A 15,549-nucleotide genomic window follows, 5' to 3' on the forward strand; every position below is an offset into this window, starting at 1 on the left:
TGATGAAGCGAGGACTAGCCTTGTCCCGGAACAGTCTTTTTGTGGTGCTGGCCGCGTTCGCCATTCTTGCGGCCGGCTCCTTTCTTCCCGACGTCGCGCTGGCGCAGGAGCAGCCGGCACCCGCGGCACCGGCCGCACAAGCGCCCGCTCAGCAGCCCATAACAGCTCCGGCAGCCGTGCAGGCAGCTCAGGCCCCGGCCGCGGCGCAGCCCCCGGCGACGGAGGCACCAACCGCTGCCGCACCGACCGAACCGCGCGTTCAGCCGGCGCCGGGCACTGCCGGGGGCGAAGAGACTTCCGCCATTGCGCTGACGCTGCCGCATGACCTGTCGCCCTGGGGCATGTTCATGAATGCCGACATCGTGGTGAAGGCGGTGATGGTCGGACTTGCTCTCGCTTCTCTGGTCACCTGGACGATCTGGCTCGCCAAGTCGCTGGAGATCCTCGGCGGCAAGCTCAAGGCGCGGCGCGCGGCGAACGCGATCGGCAATGCCGCGACGCTGATGCAGGCTGGCCGCGCGCTCGGCCACAGCGGCGGCCCGGGCGCGCTGCTGGTGCGGGCGGCGGAGGAAGAGCGCGCGCTCTCGGCCGGCGCGTTGGATCACATCTCGGGCGACGGCCTGAAGGAGCGCGTCACCTCGCGGCTGTCGCGCATCGAGGCGGCAGCGTCCCGGCGCATGTCGCGCGGCACCGGCCTGCTCGCCACCATCGGCTCCACGGCGCCCTTCGTCGGCCTGTTCGGCACCGTCTGGGGCATCATGAATGCCTTCATCGGCATCTCGCAGGCGCAGACCACCAATCTTGCGGTGGTGGCGCCGGGCATCGCCGAAGCCCTGCTCGCCACGGCAATGGGTCTGGTGGCTGCGATCCCGGCGGTGGTGATCTACAACGTCTTCGCGCGATCGATAGCCGGCTACAGGCAGATCCTCGCCGACGCCTCGGCAGGCGTCGAGCGGCTGGTCAGCCGCGACCTCGATTTTCGCACGGTGCCGCCGGCAACCGCGTTGGCAGCGGAGTGAGCGGCCAATGGCGGCGCGGATTCGCGAGACGGCCGGCGACGATCTCGAGGAAAGCCACGAGATCAACGTCACCCCGTTCATCGACGTCATCCTGGTGCTTTTGATCATCTTCATGGTCGCGGCTCCGCTTGCGACCGTCGACGTCAATGTCGACCTGCCCGGGTCGACGGCGACGCCGGCGCCACGGCCGGAGACACCGCTGTTCCTGACGCTGAAAAGCGATCTTTCTCTGGCGATCGGCAATGAGGCTGTGCCGCGACCGAGCTTCGCCACCGTGCTCCACAGCCGCACCAAGGGCGACAAGCAGACGCGCATCTTCCTGCGCGCCGACAAGACGGTGGGCTATGGCGAGCTGATGGAGGTGATGAACCTGCTGCGCGCTGCGGGCTACCTCAAGATCGCGCTGGTCGGGCTGGAGACGGCGTCCGGCACCGGGGCTGCGGCCGCGGGCGCCACCTCCGCGCCGGCGACAAGCGGAAGCGCGGCGCAATGACGCAAGCGATCGCCACCTTGTCCACCCAGCCACGCTTCGGCTTCCGCGAAGCCGGTCTGTGGGCAAGCGCGGCCACGGTTATTTTCGCCGCGCATGTCGCGGTCGCTTATGCGGTGCAGAATCTGAGCTTTACCGAGGTGCCGGACGGCGGCGCGCCGCCGGCGCTGGCTGTCGAAATGGCGCCGCTGCCGACGACGCCTGCCGTGCCGGAAGAGGCGGCCATGCTGGACACGGTCGCGCCGGACCAGCCAGATGCGGCGGAGGAGACGGAAAAGCCCGCCGAAGTGAAACCGGTGACCGATCCGGCGCCGGTCGTGAAAAGGGTCGAGCCGGTCGCCGAGCCGCCGGTCGTTTCCGACAAGGCGGCGGAGGCCGAACCGGCGGAGACAGCAGCTGCGCTCAGCGAGCGGCCGCCGCTGGACGAGGTCGTGCCCGACCCTGTCGAGACAGCTACTCCCGACGTCGTCGTTCCGCTGCCGCAGCCAAAGCCTTTCGAGGCGCAGCCGAAGGCAAGCCAGCCCGTCGAGGCGAGGAAAAAAGTGGAAAAGAAGCCGGTCGAAAAGCCGAACCAGAGGAAAAGGGCAAAGGCCGCGCCGCCAAAGGTCGTGACGATGGCCGGCATCGGTGCCAACGCAGGCGCGAAGGCCGCCGCGCCGCAATCCTCCGACTCGGTGTCGCGATCGAGCGTCAGCCCGTCGCGCTGGAATTCCAACTTGGCGGCATGGATCAGGCGGCATACCCGCTATCCGAGCGCGGCGCGCTCCAGGCGCGTCGAGGGCACGCCTACTGTAACCTTCACGGTAGACGTCTCCGGCAGGGTGGTCTCTGCCCGGCTGGCGCAATCCTCGGGCGATCCGGATCTCGATCGCGCCGCGCTCGGCGTGTTGCAGGGCGCGTCGGTGCCGGCGCCGCCGGCCGAACTCGGCGCCCACGTCACCCGCACCGCGCCTTTCGTCTTCAGCCTGCGCGATTAGATGCCCCGCCGCGCCATGCAACTTTGAGGCTTGACTGGCGGGCGGTAGGGAATAGGGTAGCTGCGAACATATCGGCCTCGGTCGCCGGACGGCAAGAATGCCTCGTATGCCTCGCCTGTCGGCGGCGGCTGCGGGGCTTTTTCATTTTTGGGGCATTGCTTGAAACGGCGTATCGAGATCGGCGTCCTCTATTCGCGATCCGGCAGCTACCAGCTCGTCTCGGACGCGTGCCGCACGGGCGCGATGCGGGCGATTGCCGACATCAATGCCGACCGAAGCTGCGGGATCGAGCTGGTGCCGGTCGAACGCGATCCGCAAAGCAATGCCGACCTCTACGCCACGCTTTGCGAGGATATCTTCCGGACCAGCAGCGCCCGCCACGTGATCGGCTGCATTACCTCCTGGAGCCGCAAGGAGACGATCCCTGTGCTGGAGAAGGCGGGCGGCATGCTCTGGTATGCCTGTCCCTATGAGGGGTTCGAGGCCAACGAGCATGTCGTCTACATGCATGCCTGCCCGAACCAGCATCTGGTTCCGCTGATGGCTCATGTCGCGCCGCGTTTCGGCGCCAACGGCTTCCTGCTCGGCTCGAACTATATCTGGGGCTGGGAGATGAACCGCGTCGCGCGCGACCTGATCGCCGACGCTGCGGGCAAGGTGCTCGGCGAGCGCTACCTGCGCATCGGCGAAACCGACGTTTCGCGCCTGATCGATGAAATCCGCGCCACGCGGCCGAATTTCATCCTCAACAACCTCATCGGCACCTCGTCCTATGCCTTCCTGGCGGCATATCGCGACTTGGGACGCGAGAATGCGGCCTTCAAGGCCGATGCCTGCCCGGTCATATCCTGCAATCTCACCGAGGGCGAGTTGCCGGCGATCGGCGAAACGGGCAGGGGCCATTTGTCGGCCGGACCCTATTTCGCGCCGCGCCCGGCTGCCTTCGCCTCGTCCTTCGAGGCGTCCGCCTATGCATCGGTGCAAGTGATGGCGGACGTGCTCTCCGGCGATCCCGACGCCGGCCCGGCGGCGTTCTCAAAAGCCTTCGCCGGGCGCCGCTTCACGACGCGCCTGGGGCCTATCGCAATCGATCCGCACACGCAGCATGCAACCCTGCCGGTGATCATCGGGCGCATCGCCGATGGATTTTTCGAGGTCGTCAGCCGCGAGGAAGAGGTGGCGCCCGATCCCTATCTGTCGCGTTACGACCCGGCGAAGACCTTCGGCCGTCCGCGGCTCAGGGTGGTGTCGTGAGCCGGTCCGAGCGCATCCCCAATCTCGGCGGCGCGCGGGCTTTCGTGCTGCATCGCCCGCACGCGACGGTGCAGGCGATCACCAGGCAGCTGTCGGCGATCGGCCTTGAGGCGGTCGAATGCTGGCCGCAATTGCCGGCAGAGGCGCTTGCCGCGGATTTCGTCTTCTTCGACGCCGATCTCGGCTTCGACGAGCAGTTCCCGTGGCAGCCGGGCGAGGCGCCGATGCCCCTGGTGGCGCTGATCGGTTCGGAAGCGCCGGGCCGCATCGAATGGGCGCTGTCGCAAAAAGCCGACGCGCAATTGTTGAAACCGGTCGGCAATGCGGGCGTGTACAGCGCGCTGCTGATCGCCCGGCAAAGCTTCGAGGCGGGGAAACGGCTGGCCGACGAGATCGCGTCGCTGCGCCAGCGCGTCGGCGAGCGCCAGACCATCGTGCGCGCGGTCGCGGCGCTGTCGAAAGGCAGCGACGACGATCGCGCCTATGCGCAGTTGCGGTCGCTGGCGATGAGCTGGCAGATCAGCGTCGAGGAAGCGGCCCGGCGGATCGTGGCGATGACGGAAAACGAGGATGGCGGTGACCAATCCCATCGCGCCTGATCTCCCGGCGCCGGGCCAAATGCCGGTCAAGCCGCGCGCCGGCGTCTGGCGCCGGCTGCTCAAGCGGCCGCTGGCGCTGCTCGGACTCTTCATCGTCGCCATCGTGCTTGCTGGCGCCATCCTGGCGCCGTGGCTGACCGGCTACGATCCCAACGAGCAGATGTTCGACGGACTGACGCTGGAAGGTTCACCCTTGCCGCCGAACGCCAAGTTCTGGCTGGGCACCGACCTGCTCGGCCGCGACCTGTTGACCCGCATCCTGTTCGGCGCCCGCACCTCGCTGATCATCGGCATCGTCGCCAACGGCGTGGCGCTTCTGATCGGTACGCTGGTCGGCGTCACGGCCGGTTATTTCCGCGGCTGGATCGGCAGCGCGCTGATGCGCTTCACCGACCTGATGATGGCCTTCCCGGCACTGCTTCTCGCCATCTGCCTGGCGGCGGTGTTCGAGCCGAGCCTTTGGATCGTTGCCATGGTGATCGCGCTGGTCAACTGGGTGCAGACCGCGCGCGTCATCTACACCGAAACCTCGTCGCTGTCGGAGCGCGAGTTCATCGATGCCGAGCGCACGATAGGGGCGAGCGCGCCGCGCATCCTGTTGCGCCATATCCTGCCGCATCTGCTGCCGACCATCATCGTCTGGGGCACGCTCGGCATCTCGACCACGGTGCTGCTCGAAGCCACGCTCAGCTATCTCGGCATCGGCGTGCAGCCGCCGACGGCCTCCTGGGGCAACATCATCTTCGAGAACCAGACCTATTTCCAGGCGGCGCCCTGGCTGGTGTTCTTCCCCGGCGCCGCGATCCTGGCGCTTGCGCTTGCCTTCAACCTGATCGGCGACGCGCTGCGCGACATCCTCGACCCGACGCAGAGGGGGCGGGCATGATCGCCTATCTCGGCCGACGTCTCATCCAGTCGCTGCTCATCCTGCTCGGCGTCTCGCTGATCACCTTCGCGCTGCTCTATCTGCTGCCGGCTGATCCAGTGCGCCAGATCGCCGGCCGCAGCGCGACGCCCGACACGGTTGAAAACATCCGCAGGCAGCTCGGCCTCGACCAGCCCTTCATCGTCCAGTACTGGCACTATCTCACAAGGCTGCTCAGCGGCGATCTCGGCCGCTCCTACATCCAGCGCTCGGAAGTCACCGAGCTCATCGTCTCGCGGCTGCCGGCGAGCCTGCTTCTGATGGTCGGCGCCATCCTGTGCGAGCTCGCGATCGGCCTTACCATGGGCCTGATCGCCGCCGTCAAGCGCGGCACCTCCACCGATCAGACCTTGATGGTCGCCTCCTTCGTCGGCGTCTCGGCGCCGCAATTCGTCGTCGGCCTGCTCCTGCTCTATGTCTTCGCCGTCCGGCTCGGCTGGTTCCCGATCGGCGGCTACGGCAGTTGGCGGCATCTTGTGCTGCCCTCGCTGACCATGGGCATACTCGGCGCCGGCTGGTATGCGCGCATGATGCGCTCGTCCATGATCGACGTTCTGCGCCAGGACTATATGCGCACCGCCCGCGCCAAGGGCCTGGCGCGCGGCGCCATCCTGTTCCGCCATGCGCTGCCCAACGCCATCCTGCCGGTGGTCGCCATGATCGGCATCGACATCGGCGTCTTCATGGGCGGCATCGTGGTGGTCGAAAGCGTCTTCGGCTGGCCCGGCATCGGCCAGCTCGCCTGGCAGGCCATCCAGCGCGTCGACATCCCGATCATCATGGGCGTCACCCTGGTCTCGGCCTTCGCCATCGTGCTCGGCAACCTGCTGGCCGACATCATCGCGCCCTTCATCGACCCCCGAATTAAACTCAGATGAACAAGGCAACAACCAGAGAAAGGGAACAGTGACATGAGACGATTTCTGGCATCCACCGTGGCGGCCTCGGCGCTTGCGCTGATGCTCGGCATGGCAAGCGCGCGCGCCGACGACGCGGTCGACCCTAACGCCAAGCAGGGCGGCGCCATCACCATCACCTACAAGGACGATGTCGCGACGCTCGATCCGGCGATCGGCTACGACTGGCAGAACTGGTCGATGATCAAAAGCTTGTTCGATGGCCTCATGGACTATGAGCCCGGCACCACCAAGCTGAAGCCCGACCTTGCCGAAAGCTACGAGATCTCGCCGGACGGCAAGACCTTCACCTTCAAGCTGCGCCACGGCGTGAAGTTCCACAATGGCCGGGAGATGACGGCCGACGACGTCAAATACTCGCTCGACCGCGTCACCAATCCGAAGACGCAGAGCCCGGGCGCCGGCTTCTTCGGCTCGATCAAAGGCTATGACGAGGTCGCCGCCGGCAAAGCGAACAGCCTCTCCGGCGTCACCGCGGTCGATCCCTATACGATCAAATTCGAGCTGACCCGCCCGGACGCCACCTTCCTGCATGTCATGGCGATCAATTTCTCGCATGTGGTGCCGAAGGAGGAGGTCGAGAAATACGGCGCCGACTTCGGCAAGCATCCGGTCGGCACCGGCGCCTTCAAGCTTGCCGAATGGACGCTCGGCCAGCGCATCGTCTTCGAGCGCAACCCCGACTACTGGCACAAGGGCCTGCCGCATCTCGACAAGATCACCTTCGAGATCGGCCAGGAGCCGATCGTGGCGCTGCTGCGCCTGCAGAAGGGCGAGATCGACGTGCCCGGCGACGGCATTCCGCCGGCCAAGTTCCAGGAGGTGATGAACGATCCGGAGCAGAAGGCCCGCGTCGTGGTGGGCGGGCAATTGCACACCGGCTACATCACCATGAACACCACCATGCCGCCCTTCGACAACGTGAAGGTGCGCCAGGCGGTGAACATGGCGATCAACAAGGACCGCATCGTTCAGATGATCAACAACCGCGCGGTGCCGGCCAATCAGCCGCTGCCGCCGTCGATGCCCGGTTACGACAAGGCATTCAAGGGCTATCCCTATGACGTCGCCAAGGCCAAGGCCCTGCTTGCCGAGGCCGGCCACCCCGATGGCTTCGAAACGCAGTTGTTCGCCATGAACACCGACCCCAATCCGCGTATCGCGCAGGCGATCCAGCAGGACCTGGCTGCCATCGGCATCAAGGCCAGCATCCAATCGCTCGCCCAGGCCAACGTGATTGCCGCCGGCGGCGACAAGTCCGGCGCGCCGATGATCTGGTCGGGCGGCATGGCCTGGATCGCCGATTTCCCGGATCCGTCCAACTTCTACGGACCGATCCTCGGCTGCGCCGGCGCGGTGCCGGGCGGCTGGAATTGGGCGTGGTACTGCAACAAGGATCTCGACGCCAAGGCGGCCGAAGCCGATTCGGTCGTCGATCCGGCAAAGTCCGCGGATCGCGAGAAGATGTGGAGCGCGATCTACGACAAGATCATGGAGGACGCACCCTGGGCGCCGGTCTTCAACGAGCAGCGCTTCACGCTGAAGTCGGCCCGCATGGGCGGCGCCGACAATCTCTATGTCGACCCGGTCCATATCCCGATCAACTACGACAATGTGTATGTGAAAGATGTGCAGTAACTGCGACTACACCATCCACGGGCGCCATCACCACTTCGGCTGGGACAATTCCTTTGCCCCGGCCGAGCGCGTGGCGCCTGGCTCGACGATCGAGTTCCAGTGCCTGGATTCCTCCGGCGGGCAGCTCAAGGCCGACAGCACCGTCGGCGATATCGCCAGCCTCGATTTCGGCATGATCAACCCGGTGACCGGGCCGATCTTCGTCGAGGGCGCCGAGCCCGGCGACGCGCTGAAGGTGACGATCGAAATGTTCAAGCCGTCCGGCTTCGGCTGGACGGCGAACATTCCGGGCTTCGGTCTGCTTGCCGACGACTTCAAGGAGCCGGCACTCAACATCTGGAAATATGACCCCGGCTCGCTCGAGCCGGCGCTGTTCGGCAGACAAGGCCGCGTGCCGCTGAAGCCGTTTGCCGGCACGATCGGCAACGCGCCGGGCGAGATGGGCCACCATTCGGTGGTGCCGCCGCGGCGCGTCGGCGGCAATCTCGACATAAGGGACCTTGCCGCCGGCACCATTCTCTATCTGCCGGTGGAAGTGGCAGGCGCGCTGTTTTCGGTCGGCGACACGCATGCCGCGCAGGGCGACGGCGAAGTGTGCGGCACTGCGATCGAGAGTCCGATGGACGTCGTGCTCAAGCTCGACCTGGTGAAGGACGCGCGGCTGAAGACGCCGCGCTTCACCACGCTGGGCGCGGTGACGCGGCATCTCGACGCCAAAGGTTATGAGGTGACGACCGGGATCGGGCCCGACCTGATGACCGGCGCCAAGCAGGCGGTCAGTCAGATGGTCGACCTGCTGGCCGGCCGATACAAGCTCGACCCGGTCGACGCCTATATGCTGGTCTCGGTCTGCGGCGATCTCAGGATCAGCGAGATCGTCGACATGCCGAACTGGGTGGTGTCGTTCTACTTCCCGCGCTGCGTGTTTGAATGAGAGGTCGGCGCCCCACCCCGCCCCGCTGCTTCGCAGCGACCCTTCCCACAAGAGGGAGGGTAAAACGCCAGCGCCCTACCTCCCCTCGTCGGGAGGTCGGACCAAAGGTCCGGGTGGGGACCGGCGCTCCGACTTGCTCGGGGAGAGCAATGACGCAAAGCGTTCGCGAAGTTCCATCAGCGCTGGCCGGCGAGGCGGTGCTGGAAATCGCCGGCCTCAGCGTCAGCGTGCGCGGCGAGGATGGCGAGCGCGAGGTGGTATCCGGCCTATCGCTGTCTCTCAAACGCGGCGAGACGCTGTGCATCGCCGGCGAGTCCGGCTCCGGCAAGTCGATGACCGCGCTGGCAATCATGCAATTGCTGCCGCAGCCGGCCGGCCGCATCGCCGCCGGCACGATCCGGCTTTGCGATAAGGATGGCAGTGCCGTCGAGCTGACGGTGCTCGACGAACGGCGCATGCGCGACATTCGTGGCGACCGCATCGCCATGATCTTCCAGGAGCCGATGACCTCGCTCAATCCGGTGCTGTCGATCGGCCGGCAGCTCACCGAGTCGATCGAGGCGCATACCGGTGTATCCCACACGGAGGCCAAGCTGCGCGCGGTCGCGGCGCTAAAGGCGGTGCGCATCTCCGAGGCCGAAAGCCGGCTGAAACAATTTCCGCACGAGCTGTCTGGCGGCATGCGCCAGCGGGTGATGATCGCGATGGCGCTGGCGCTCGAACCCGCAGTGCTGATCGCCGACGAGCCGACGACGGCGCTCGACGTGACGGTGCAGGGCGAGGTGCTGGAACTGCTGCGCGACCTGCAGCGCCAGCACGGCACCAGCGTGATCCTGATCACCCACGACATGGGCGTCGTCGCCGAAATGGCCGATCGGGTGATCGTCATGCGCAACGGCCGCATGGTCGAAGAGGGGACGACATCGGCTATTTTTGCCAGGCCGCAAGCCGCGTATACGCGCGAGCTCCTTGCCGCCGTTCCGCGCATCGGCTCCGACGCGCGGGCTTCCGGCGAGTCCGACGTGGCGGCAATGCAAGACAAGGTGGCGGTCGTGAAAGACCTGCATGTCCGCTTCGACCTGCGCGGTGGCTTCTTCGGCCGCGTCAACCGAAGGGTGCATGCCGTCGAAGGCATTAGCTTCTCGATCGCGCCGAACGAGACGCTGGCGCTGGTCGGCGAATCCGGCTGCGGCAAGTCGACCACCGCCAAGGCGCTGGCCGGCCTCGTTCCTTATAGCGGCGGCGTGACGATCGGCGGACGCGAATTGTCCCGCCTCGGGCGCGACGAGCGCAAGGCGGTGCGACGAGACGTGCAGATGGTCTTCCAGGACCCTTATGCCTCGCTCGACCCGCGCATGCGCGTCGGCGAGCTGGTGGCGGAGCCGCTGCTGATCCACGGCATCGGCTCGAAGGAAGAACGGCGCCAACGCGTGGCAGCGCTGTTCGAGCGGGTCGGTCTGTCGTCTGAGCAGATGGAACTTTATCCGCATGAATTCTCGGGCGGCCAGCGCCAACGCATCTGCATCGCGCGGGCGCTGGCGCTGAGGCCGAAGCTGATCATCGCCGACGAGAGCGTTTCGGCGCTCGACGTTTCGGTGCAAGCGCGCGTGCTCGATCTGTTGAAGGAGCTGCAGCGCGAATTCGGCGTCGCCTATCTGTTCATCTCGCACGACATGGCGGTGGTCGAAAACGTCTCGGATCGTGTCGCCGTCATGTATCTCGGCCAGATCGTCGAGATCGGCAGTCGCGACCAGGTGTTCTCCAATCCGCGCCATCCCTATACGCGGCGGCTGATCGAGGCCGTGCCTGTTCCCGATCCGTCATTGCGCCGGACACGCTTTGCCCGTCTCGACCGCGAAATTCCAAGCGCGACGCGGCGGATCGGCGAGAGCGTGCCGAAACTGGTGCTCAAGGATTTCGGCGGCGGACATTTCGCCGCCGTCGGAGATTGATCAGGGCCACGGCCTGCCGCATTCAGCCTGGCATTCGATTGGCTTTCGGGAGCGGCGATCTGTCCGTTTCGGGATGTACGCGAATGATGGTAGAGCCTGAAGCCGCCACTCACCCATTCCGGATTCTCAATGTCGGTCTTCACACGCCGCAGACTCCTGCAGGGCGCCGCGGCGGCCGGCGCGGCCGGCATCGGCCTCTCGACCGCCGGCAAGTTCGCCGGCTGGGCGGCGGCGAAACCCGAACCGCTGATCTTGAAGACGGCAGGCATAGCAGCGCAGTTGATGGCCGGCGCGCCAACGAAGAATGTCCTGACCTATGGCGAGGCCGGCCCGCCGCCGGTCATCAGGATGAAGAAAGGCAAGCCATTCGCTGCGCGGCTCGTCAACGGCATCGACGACCCGACGACCATCCATTGGCATGGCATCCGCGTTCCCAACAAGATGGACGGCGTGCCGTTCATGAGCCAGCCCTATGTGTATCAGGGCGATCATTTCGACTACGCCTTCGCGCCGCCAGACGCCGGCACCTTCTGGTATCACCCGCATTGCAACACGCTGGAACAGATGGGCCATGGGCTGACCGGCGTCATCGTGGTGGAAAACCCGAACGATCCTGCCTTCGATGCCGAAGTGGCGCTCAATCTGCGCGACTGGCGCCTCGGCGATGACGGCCAGTTCATCGCGCAGTTCCGGCCGCGCGATGCGGCGCGCAGCGGCACCTATGGCACGGTGCGCACGGCCAACTGGCTCGACCAGCCGCAATATGACGCGCCGGCCGGCGGGCTGGTGCGGCTGCGGGCCGCCATCACCGACGTCACGCGCATCTATGGCTTCCGCGTCGACGGCGCCGAGGCCGCCGTCATCGCGCTCGACGGCAATCCGGTGCCGCAGCGCTTTGCGCCCGACGCCCTGCAGCTCGGGCCCGGACAACGGCTGGAGCTTGCCATCCGCATGCCCGACGACGAAGGCGCGATCGTCAGCCTGCGGGATGTCAGGGGCACGAAGCCAAAGGTTCTGGCGACACTGCGTGCGGTCGGCCAATCGCTCAAGCGCGATCTTCGCGATCTCGGCCCGCTCGAGCCCAATCCGGTGGCGGAGGTGGACGTCGCCGCCGCGAGGCGCATTCCGCTGGCGCTGAGCGCCACGGCCGAAAATGTCGCGGCCGACAGCATCTGTGGGTCGCTCGGCTATAGTTTCTGGGCCATCAACAAGGTGCCGTGGCCGGGCGACACGCCGGACCCGACCGCGCCGCTGGCCGAGCTGAAACTCGGCCAAAGCTACATCATCGACATGGAAAACCTGACGCCGCACGCGCACCCGATCCACCTGCACGGCATGAGCTTCAAGGTGCTGTCGTCCTCGACGCGAGCGGTCCAGCCGCTTATCTCCGATACCTATCTGATCCAGCCCGACGAGAAGGTGCAGCTGGGCTTCGTCGCCGACAACCCCGGCGACTGGCTGCTCCACTGCCACATCATCGAGCACCAGAAGACGGGCATGACGAGCTATTTGCGCGTGGCGTGAGCGCAAGGAGCGATAGGCGCCCTCGCCTTCGACCGGAATTCGCGGACCTCGACGGGTTGACGCCCTTGCCCGCTTGCCTAGGTAGGCAAGAGGCGCTGGGGCGGCACGCAACTCCGACCGACGGCATGACATCTTTGCGCATTCGAAAACTTGCCCTTGTTGCGGCAGGCATCTCCATCCTGTCGTCCTGCGTCATCCCCGACGATACGTCGCGGGTCGCGAAAGAGGATCCCACCACGGCCGCCGCCCGCCGGGAAATGGTCGGCCTCAGCGAGGCCGATGTCCGCATGTGCGCCGGCTTTCCGACCGCGACCGCCGATGTGGGACCTTCCGGCCAGATCTGGACCTATCAGCGCAGCGTGCAGCGCGGCAATCTCAACATCGCGGTGCCGACCATGGCCCTGGGCGCTATCCCCGCAGTTGGAGCGTCCGTCAACGTCGCGCCCGGCGGCTATTGCAACACGCAGATTCGCATGCTCGGCGGCCGTGTCGCGGAAGTGACCTATGCCGGCGACAATAATTTGCCCAACAGCATCGATGCGCTCTGCGTCAGCACGGTGGACGCCTGCGTGGCCTATGCGCGACAGCGCAATCGCAAAGCGACGGCGGTCTCCAGGTGATCGGGCAATACCGGCCACGCGGAGCCTCCAGTTGGCACTTATCCTGGAGCTGTCTTAGCGTCCGCCGGGATGAATGGCGCCGGGCTCTTTTTCGGAGGCGCCGGGTGAAACTTGCCGGCCCATGTCTCTGCGGGTTTCGGGCGGCGAGGCATCCATCAGGTTCCTGACCTTGGCGTTGTTGTGCGCATGGATGATGGCACGGCCGAGATGGAGCAGGATTCCCACCGCTGACATTGATACTTCCTCCGTTGGGATGGCGGATATGTCGGCGGCGGGACGCCCAACCCAATGCGCCCCGTCTGTTTCGTGGGAATGACGCGGAAGATGGCTTCTCGTTGCCAATTCGTGACCTGGAAACAGAGCAGGCCGGCGTGCAGGACGCAGGATGCAAGTGGAAACATGATCTGACGCTCATATGTGCGGCGGGAACGAAAAGTGATGCTGGTCGCCGCAAATCGTCCTGAATCCGAAGGTCTTTCGGCCGCCCAATTCGAGACGATGGAGAGGTCGATGAAATTGTCCGTCCTTACCCTTGCCGGCACCATGCTGGCGCTGGCGCCCGCGGTTCAGGCGGCGGCGATGATCGGTATCCCGGCTGGAGACGGCCTCGTGCAGCAGGCGCATGTGACATGCGCGTACCTGACCGAAGACGGCTATTGCGTGCGCCCGCACAAGAAGCACAAGCATTGGAAGCGCGAGCGGCACTACCGGCCGGTCTTTCGCACCTACGAGCCGCAGCCGTCGGACGAGTATTACTGGCGCTACGAGCGCCAGCGGCGGATTGTCCGCGTCATCCCCGGCTATCCGCGGCAGGATGAAGACAATTGGGACGATTGGGATGACTGAGCGACTGGCGGGCCCAGAGCCCGCCCCTGCTTTCGGCTGGTGGAGCTGAGGGGGATCGAACCCCTGACCTCATCATTGCGAACGATGCGCTCTCCCAGCTGAGCTACAGCCCCGTTCCAGCGGATCGGCTTGTATCGGTCGCGGCGGTTTGATGTCAAGGCGAAACGGCTGCCCGGCATCGAGCGCCGAAACGGCCGGGCCTTGCCGGTTCCGCGCGCAATGGCTACATGTCGGCGACAATTTGGAGACCGGCATGATCGCCCTTATTCAAACCATCGTCATGGCGCTTGATATCTACTGGTGGATCATCATCGCCTCGGCGATCTTTTCCTGGCTCTATGCCTTCAACGTCGTCAACTCGCGCAACCAGTTTGTCGGCACCGTCGGCAATATGCTTTACCGTCTGACCGAGCCGGCGCTGCGGCCGATCCGCCGCTACATGCCCGATCTTGGCGGCATCGACATCTCGCCGATCATTCTTCTTTTGATCATCTTCTTCATCCGCCAGTTTTTGATCACCACCGTCTTCTCCTGGGTCGCTTAAGGCCGATCCATGGCCTCGCCGTTCCGTCCGCGCGACGACGGCATCGACCTTTTCGTGCGGCTGACGCCGAAGGCGGCGGTGGATCGGATCGAAGGCATTGAGACGGCCGCCGACGGGCGCAGCCATCTCAAGGCGCGTGTGCGCGCGGTGCCGGAGAACGGCGCCGCCAATACGGCGCTGGAGCGGATGATGGCGAAGGCGCTTGGCGTGCCGGGATCGGCGGTTTCGGTGGTGGCCGGAGGCACGTCCCGGCTGAAGACGCTGCGGATCTGGGGTGATGCGGCTGAGCTGGCGAAGCGCGTCGAGGCGCTTTCCGGGTAATCCAAACTTGAGAGGCGAGGCGGGCCAGCGCCCGCCTCTGTCCTGCCGGACATTCCCCCCGCTTGGGTTCCTACTCGGGGGAGATCGGCAGTTTCAGCCCCGGCGCTTCAGTCTCCCAGCGGCAGCTTCGGATCGTCGACCTTCAGCGTATTCACGCTCTGCTTGATGCGGCGCAGGTTCTCCAGCACCTTCGGCCCGCGCGATTCCGCCACCGTGGTGGCGATCATGTCGAGAATGGCAAGCAGCGCGTAGCGCGACGAGGTCGGCTTGTAGATATTCCCGTCCTCGAAAGACTGCAACTGGATGACCGTGTCGGCGACCTTGGCCAAAGCCGAATCGGGCGCGGTGATGGCGACGGTGGCTGCGCCATATTGCTGCGCGACCTCGACCGCCTCGATGACCGAGCGGGCATAGCCCGAGACCGAGAAGGCGACCAGCGTCGTCTCCGGTGTCGCGACCGCCGCATACATGCGCTGTAACTGGCCGTCGACCTGGGCGAGCGCCGAGAGGCCCAGCCGGAACAGCCGATTTTGCATCTCCGTCGCCATCATCGAGGAGATGCCGCCGGAGCCGATGCACAGCACATTGCCGGAACCGGCGATGCGGGCGCCGACAGCCATCAGCGTGGTCATGTCGAGATTTTCGCTGGCGCGCTGGATGGCGGCGACCGCTGCCTCGGTAATGGCGGAAGCGATGCGCTGCTCCCGCGCGTCGCGGCTGAGCGGTTCCGGCGACAGGTACTGACCGCCGATGGCGATCGCCTGCGCCAAATAGAATTTGAAATCGCGCAGGCCCTCGCAGCCGAGATTGCGGCAGAAGCGGGTGACGGTCGGCTCGCTGACGCCGACACGCGCGGCAATCTCCGAAATCGCTGCCTTGGAGGCGAAATCGAGATCGGAAAGCACCAAGCCGGCCAGCCGGCGGTCCGATTTGGTGCCGTCCTGCGACATCAGTTGCAGGCGGGTGATGATGTCGGCCGGGGTCTTCAT

General features: G+C 65.8%; 17 protein-coding genes and 1 tRNA gene. 15 read left to right on the forward strand and 3 right to left on the reverse strand.

Features of this window, described 5'->3' with window-relative positions; translation table 11 throughout:
• Positions 1-20 precede the first annotated feature (20 nt).
• The 12 genes from exbB (at position 21) to EJ078_RS16210 (ending at position 12,849) form a co-directional block, all read left to right on the forward strand.
• Positions 21-1,019 (forward strand): tonB-system energizer ExbB, encoded by a 999-nt coding sequence (exbB, locus tag EJ078_RS16155; RefSeq protein ID WP_245432963.1) that lies wholly within the window; start codon positions 21-23, stop codon positions 1,017-1,019.
• A gap of 7 nt (positions 1,020-1,026) precedes the next feature.
• Entirely contained in the window at positions 1,027-1,512 is a 486-nt protein-coding gene (gene exbD, locus EJ078_RS16160) for a TonB system transport protein ExbD (protein WP_095779815.1), read from the forward strand.
• Positions 1,509-2,486: an energy transducer TonB gene (locus EJ078_RS16165; protein ID WP_127403776.1), complete on the forward strand. Its 978-nt coding sequence runs from the start codon at positions 1,509-1,511 to the stop codon at positions 2,484-2,486. Before exbD ends, EJ078_RS16165 begins: the two co-directional genes overlap by 4 nt.
• A gap of 159 nt (positions 2,487-2,645) precedes the next feature.
• Entirely contained in the window at positions 2,646-3,740 is a 1,095-nt protein-coding gene (locus EJ078_RS16170) for a transporter substrate-binding protein (protein ID WP_127215674.1), read from the forward strand.
• Positions 3,737-4,339: an ANTAR domain-containing protein gene (locus EJ078_RS16175; protein WP_127403777.1), complete on the forward strand. Its 603-nt coding sequence runs from the start codon at positions 3,737-3,739 to the stop codon at positions 4,337-4,339. The genes EJ078_RS16170 and EJ078_RS16175 overlap by 4 nt, the downstream gene beginning before the upstream one ends.
• 19 nt (positions 4,340-4,358) lie before the next feature.
• Complete coding sequence (locus EJ078_RS16180; protein ID WP_176478976.1) at positions 4,359-5,225, forward strand: ABC transporter permease; 867 nt, start codon at positions 4,359-4,361, stop codon at positions 5,223-5,225.
• A complete protein-coding gene (locus EJ078_RS16185) occupies positions 5,222-6,142 on the forward strand; it encodes an ABC transporter permease (protein ID WP_066998214.1) in 921 nt (306 codons plus the stop codon). The genes EJ078_RS16180 and EJ078_RS16185 overlap by 4 nt, the downstream gene beginning before the upstream one ends.
• 33 nt (positions 6,143-6,175) lie before the next feature.
• The gene (locus EJ078_RS16190; RefSeq protein WP_095827469.1) at positions 6,176-7,819 is read left to right on the forward strand and encodes an ABC transporter substrate-binding protein; all 1,644 of its coding nucleotides are present in this window, start codon (positions 6,176-6,178) and stop codon (positions 7,817-7,819) included.
• A complete protein-coding gene (locus EJ078_RS16195; RefSeq protein WP_127403779.1) occupies positions 7,809-8,753 on the forward strand; it encodes an acetamidase/formamidase family protein in 945 nt (314 codons plus the stop codon). Before EJ078_RS16190 ends, EJ078_RS16195 begins: the two co-directional genes overlap by 11 nt.
• Positions 8,754-8,902: 149 nt before the next feature.
• Positions 8,903-10,705 (forward strand): ABC transporter ATP-binding protein, encoded by a 1,803-nt coding sequence (locus EJ078_RS16200; protein ID WP_127216926.1) that lies wholly within the window; start codon positions 8,903-8,905, stop codon positions 10,703-10,705.
• 129 nt (positions 10,706-10,834) lie between these two features.
• A complete protein-coding gene (locus EJ078_RS16205; protein ID WP_095826237.1) occupies positions 10,835-12,229 on the forward strand; it encodes a multicopper oxidase family protein in 1,395 nt (464 codons plus the stop codon).
• Positions 12,230-12,354: 125 nt separating this feature from the next.
• On the forward strand, positions 12,355-12,849 hold the full coding sequence (locus tag EJ078_RS16210) for a hypothetical protein (RefSeq protein ID WP_208720736.1): 495 nt from the start codon (positions 12,355-12,357) through the stop codon (positions 12,847-12,849).
• 54 nt (positions 12,850-12,903) lie between these two features.
• Here the strand turns inward: EJ078_RS16210 and EJ078_RS16215 are convergent, their stop codons facing one another.
• Positions 12,904-13,083, reverse strand: a complete 180-nt coding sequence (locus EJ078_RS16215) for a hypothetical protein (protein ID WP_127216927.1) — start codon at positions 13,081-13,083, stop codon at positions 12,904-12,906.
• A gap of 276 nt (positions 13,084-13,359) precedes the next feature.
• Between EJ078_RS16215 and EJ078_RS16220 the strand changes: the two genes are divergently transcribed.
• The gene (locus tag EJ078_RS16220) at positions 13,360-13,695 is read left to right on the forward strand and encodes a hypothetical protein (protein ID WP_127216928.1); all 336 of its coding nucleotides are present in this window, start codon (positions 13,360-13,362) and stop codon (positions 13,693-13,695) included.
• A 37-nt stretch (positions 13,696-13,732) separates the two neighbouring features.
• Here the strand turns inward: EJ078_RS16220 and EJ078_RS16225 are convergent.
• Positions 13,733-13,808, reverse strand: a tRNA-Ala gene (locus EJ078_RS16225).
• A gap of 140 nt (positions 13,809-13,948) precedes the next feature.
• Between EJ078_RS16225 and EJ078_RS16230 the strand changes: the two genes are divergently transcribed.
• Together EJ078_RS16230 and EJ078_RS16235 are read left to right on the forward strand one after the other, a co-directional pair.
• Positions 13,949-14,239: a YggT family protein gene (locus EJ078_RS16230; protein ID WP_067002157.1), complete on the forward strand. Its 291-nt coding sequence runs from the start codon at positions 13,949-13,951 to the stop codon at positions 14,237-14,239.
• Between the two features lie 9 nt (positions 14,240-14,248).
• Complete coding sequence (locus tag EJ078_RS16235; protein ID WP_127403780.1) at positions 14,249-14,560, forward strand: DUF167 family protein; 312 nt, start codon at positions 14,249-14,251, stop codon at positions 14,558-14,560.
• 107 nt (positions 14,561-14,667) lie between these two features.
• Here the strand turns inward: EJ078_RS16235 and EJ078_RS16240 are convergent, their stop codons facing one another.
• The gene (locus tag EJ078_RS16240) at positions 14,668-15,549 is read right to left on the reverse strand and encodes a MurR/RpiR family transcriptional regulator (protein WP_067001412.1); all 882 of its coding nucleotides are present in this window, start codon (positions 15,547-15,549) and stop codon (positions 14,668-14,670) included.

It is taken from the genome of Mesorhizobium sp. M1A.F.Ca.IN.022.06.1.1 (assembly GCF_003952605.1).
In the GTDB taxonomy this organism is placed as follows: domain Bacteria; phylum Pseudomonadota; class Alphaproteobacteria; order Rhizobiales; family Rhizobiaceae; genus Mesorhizobium.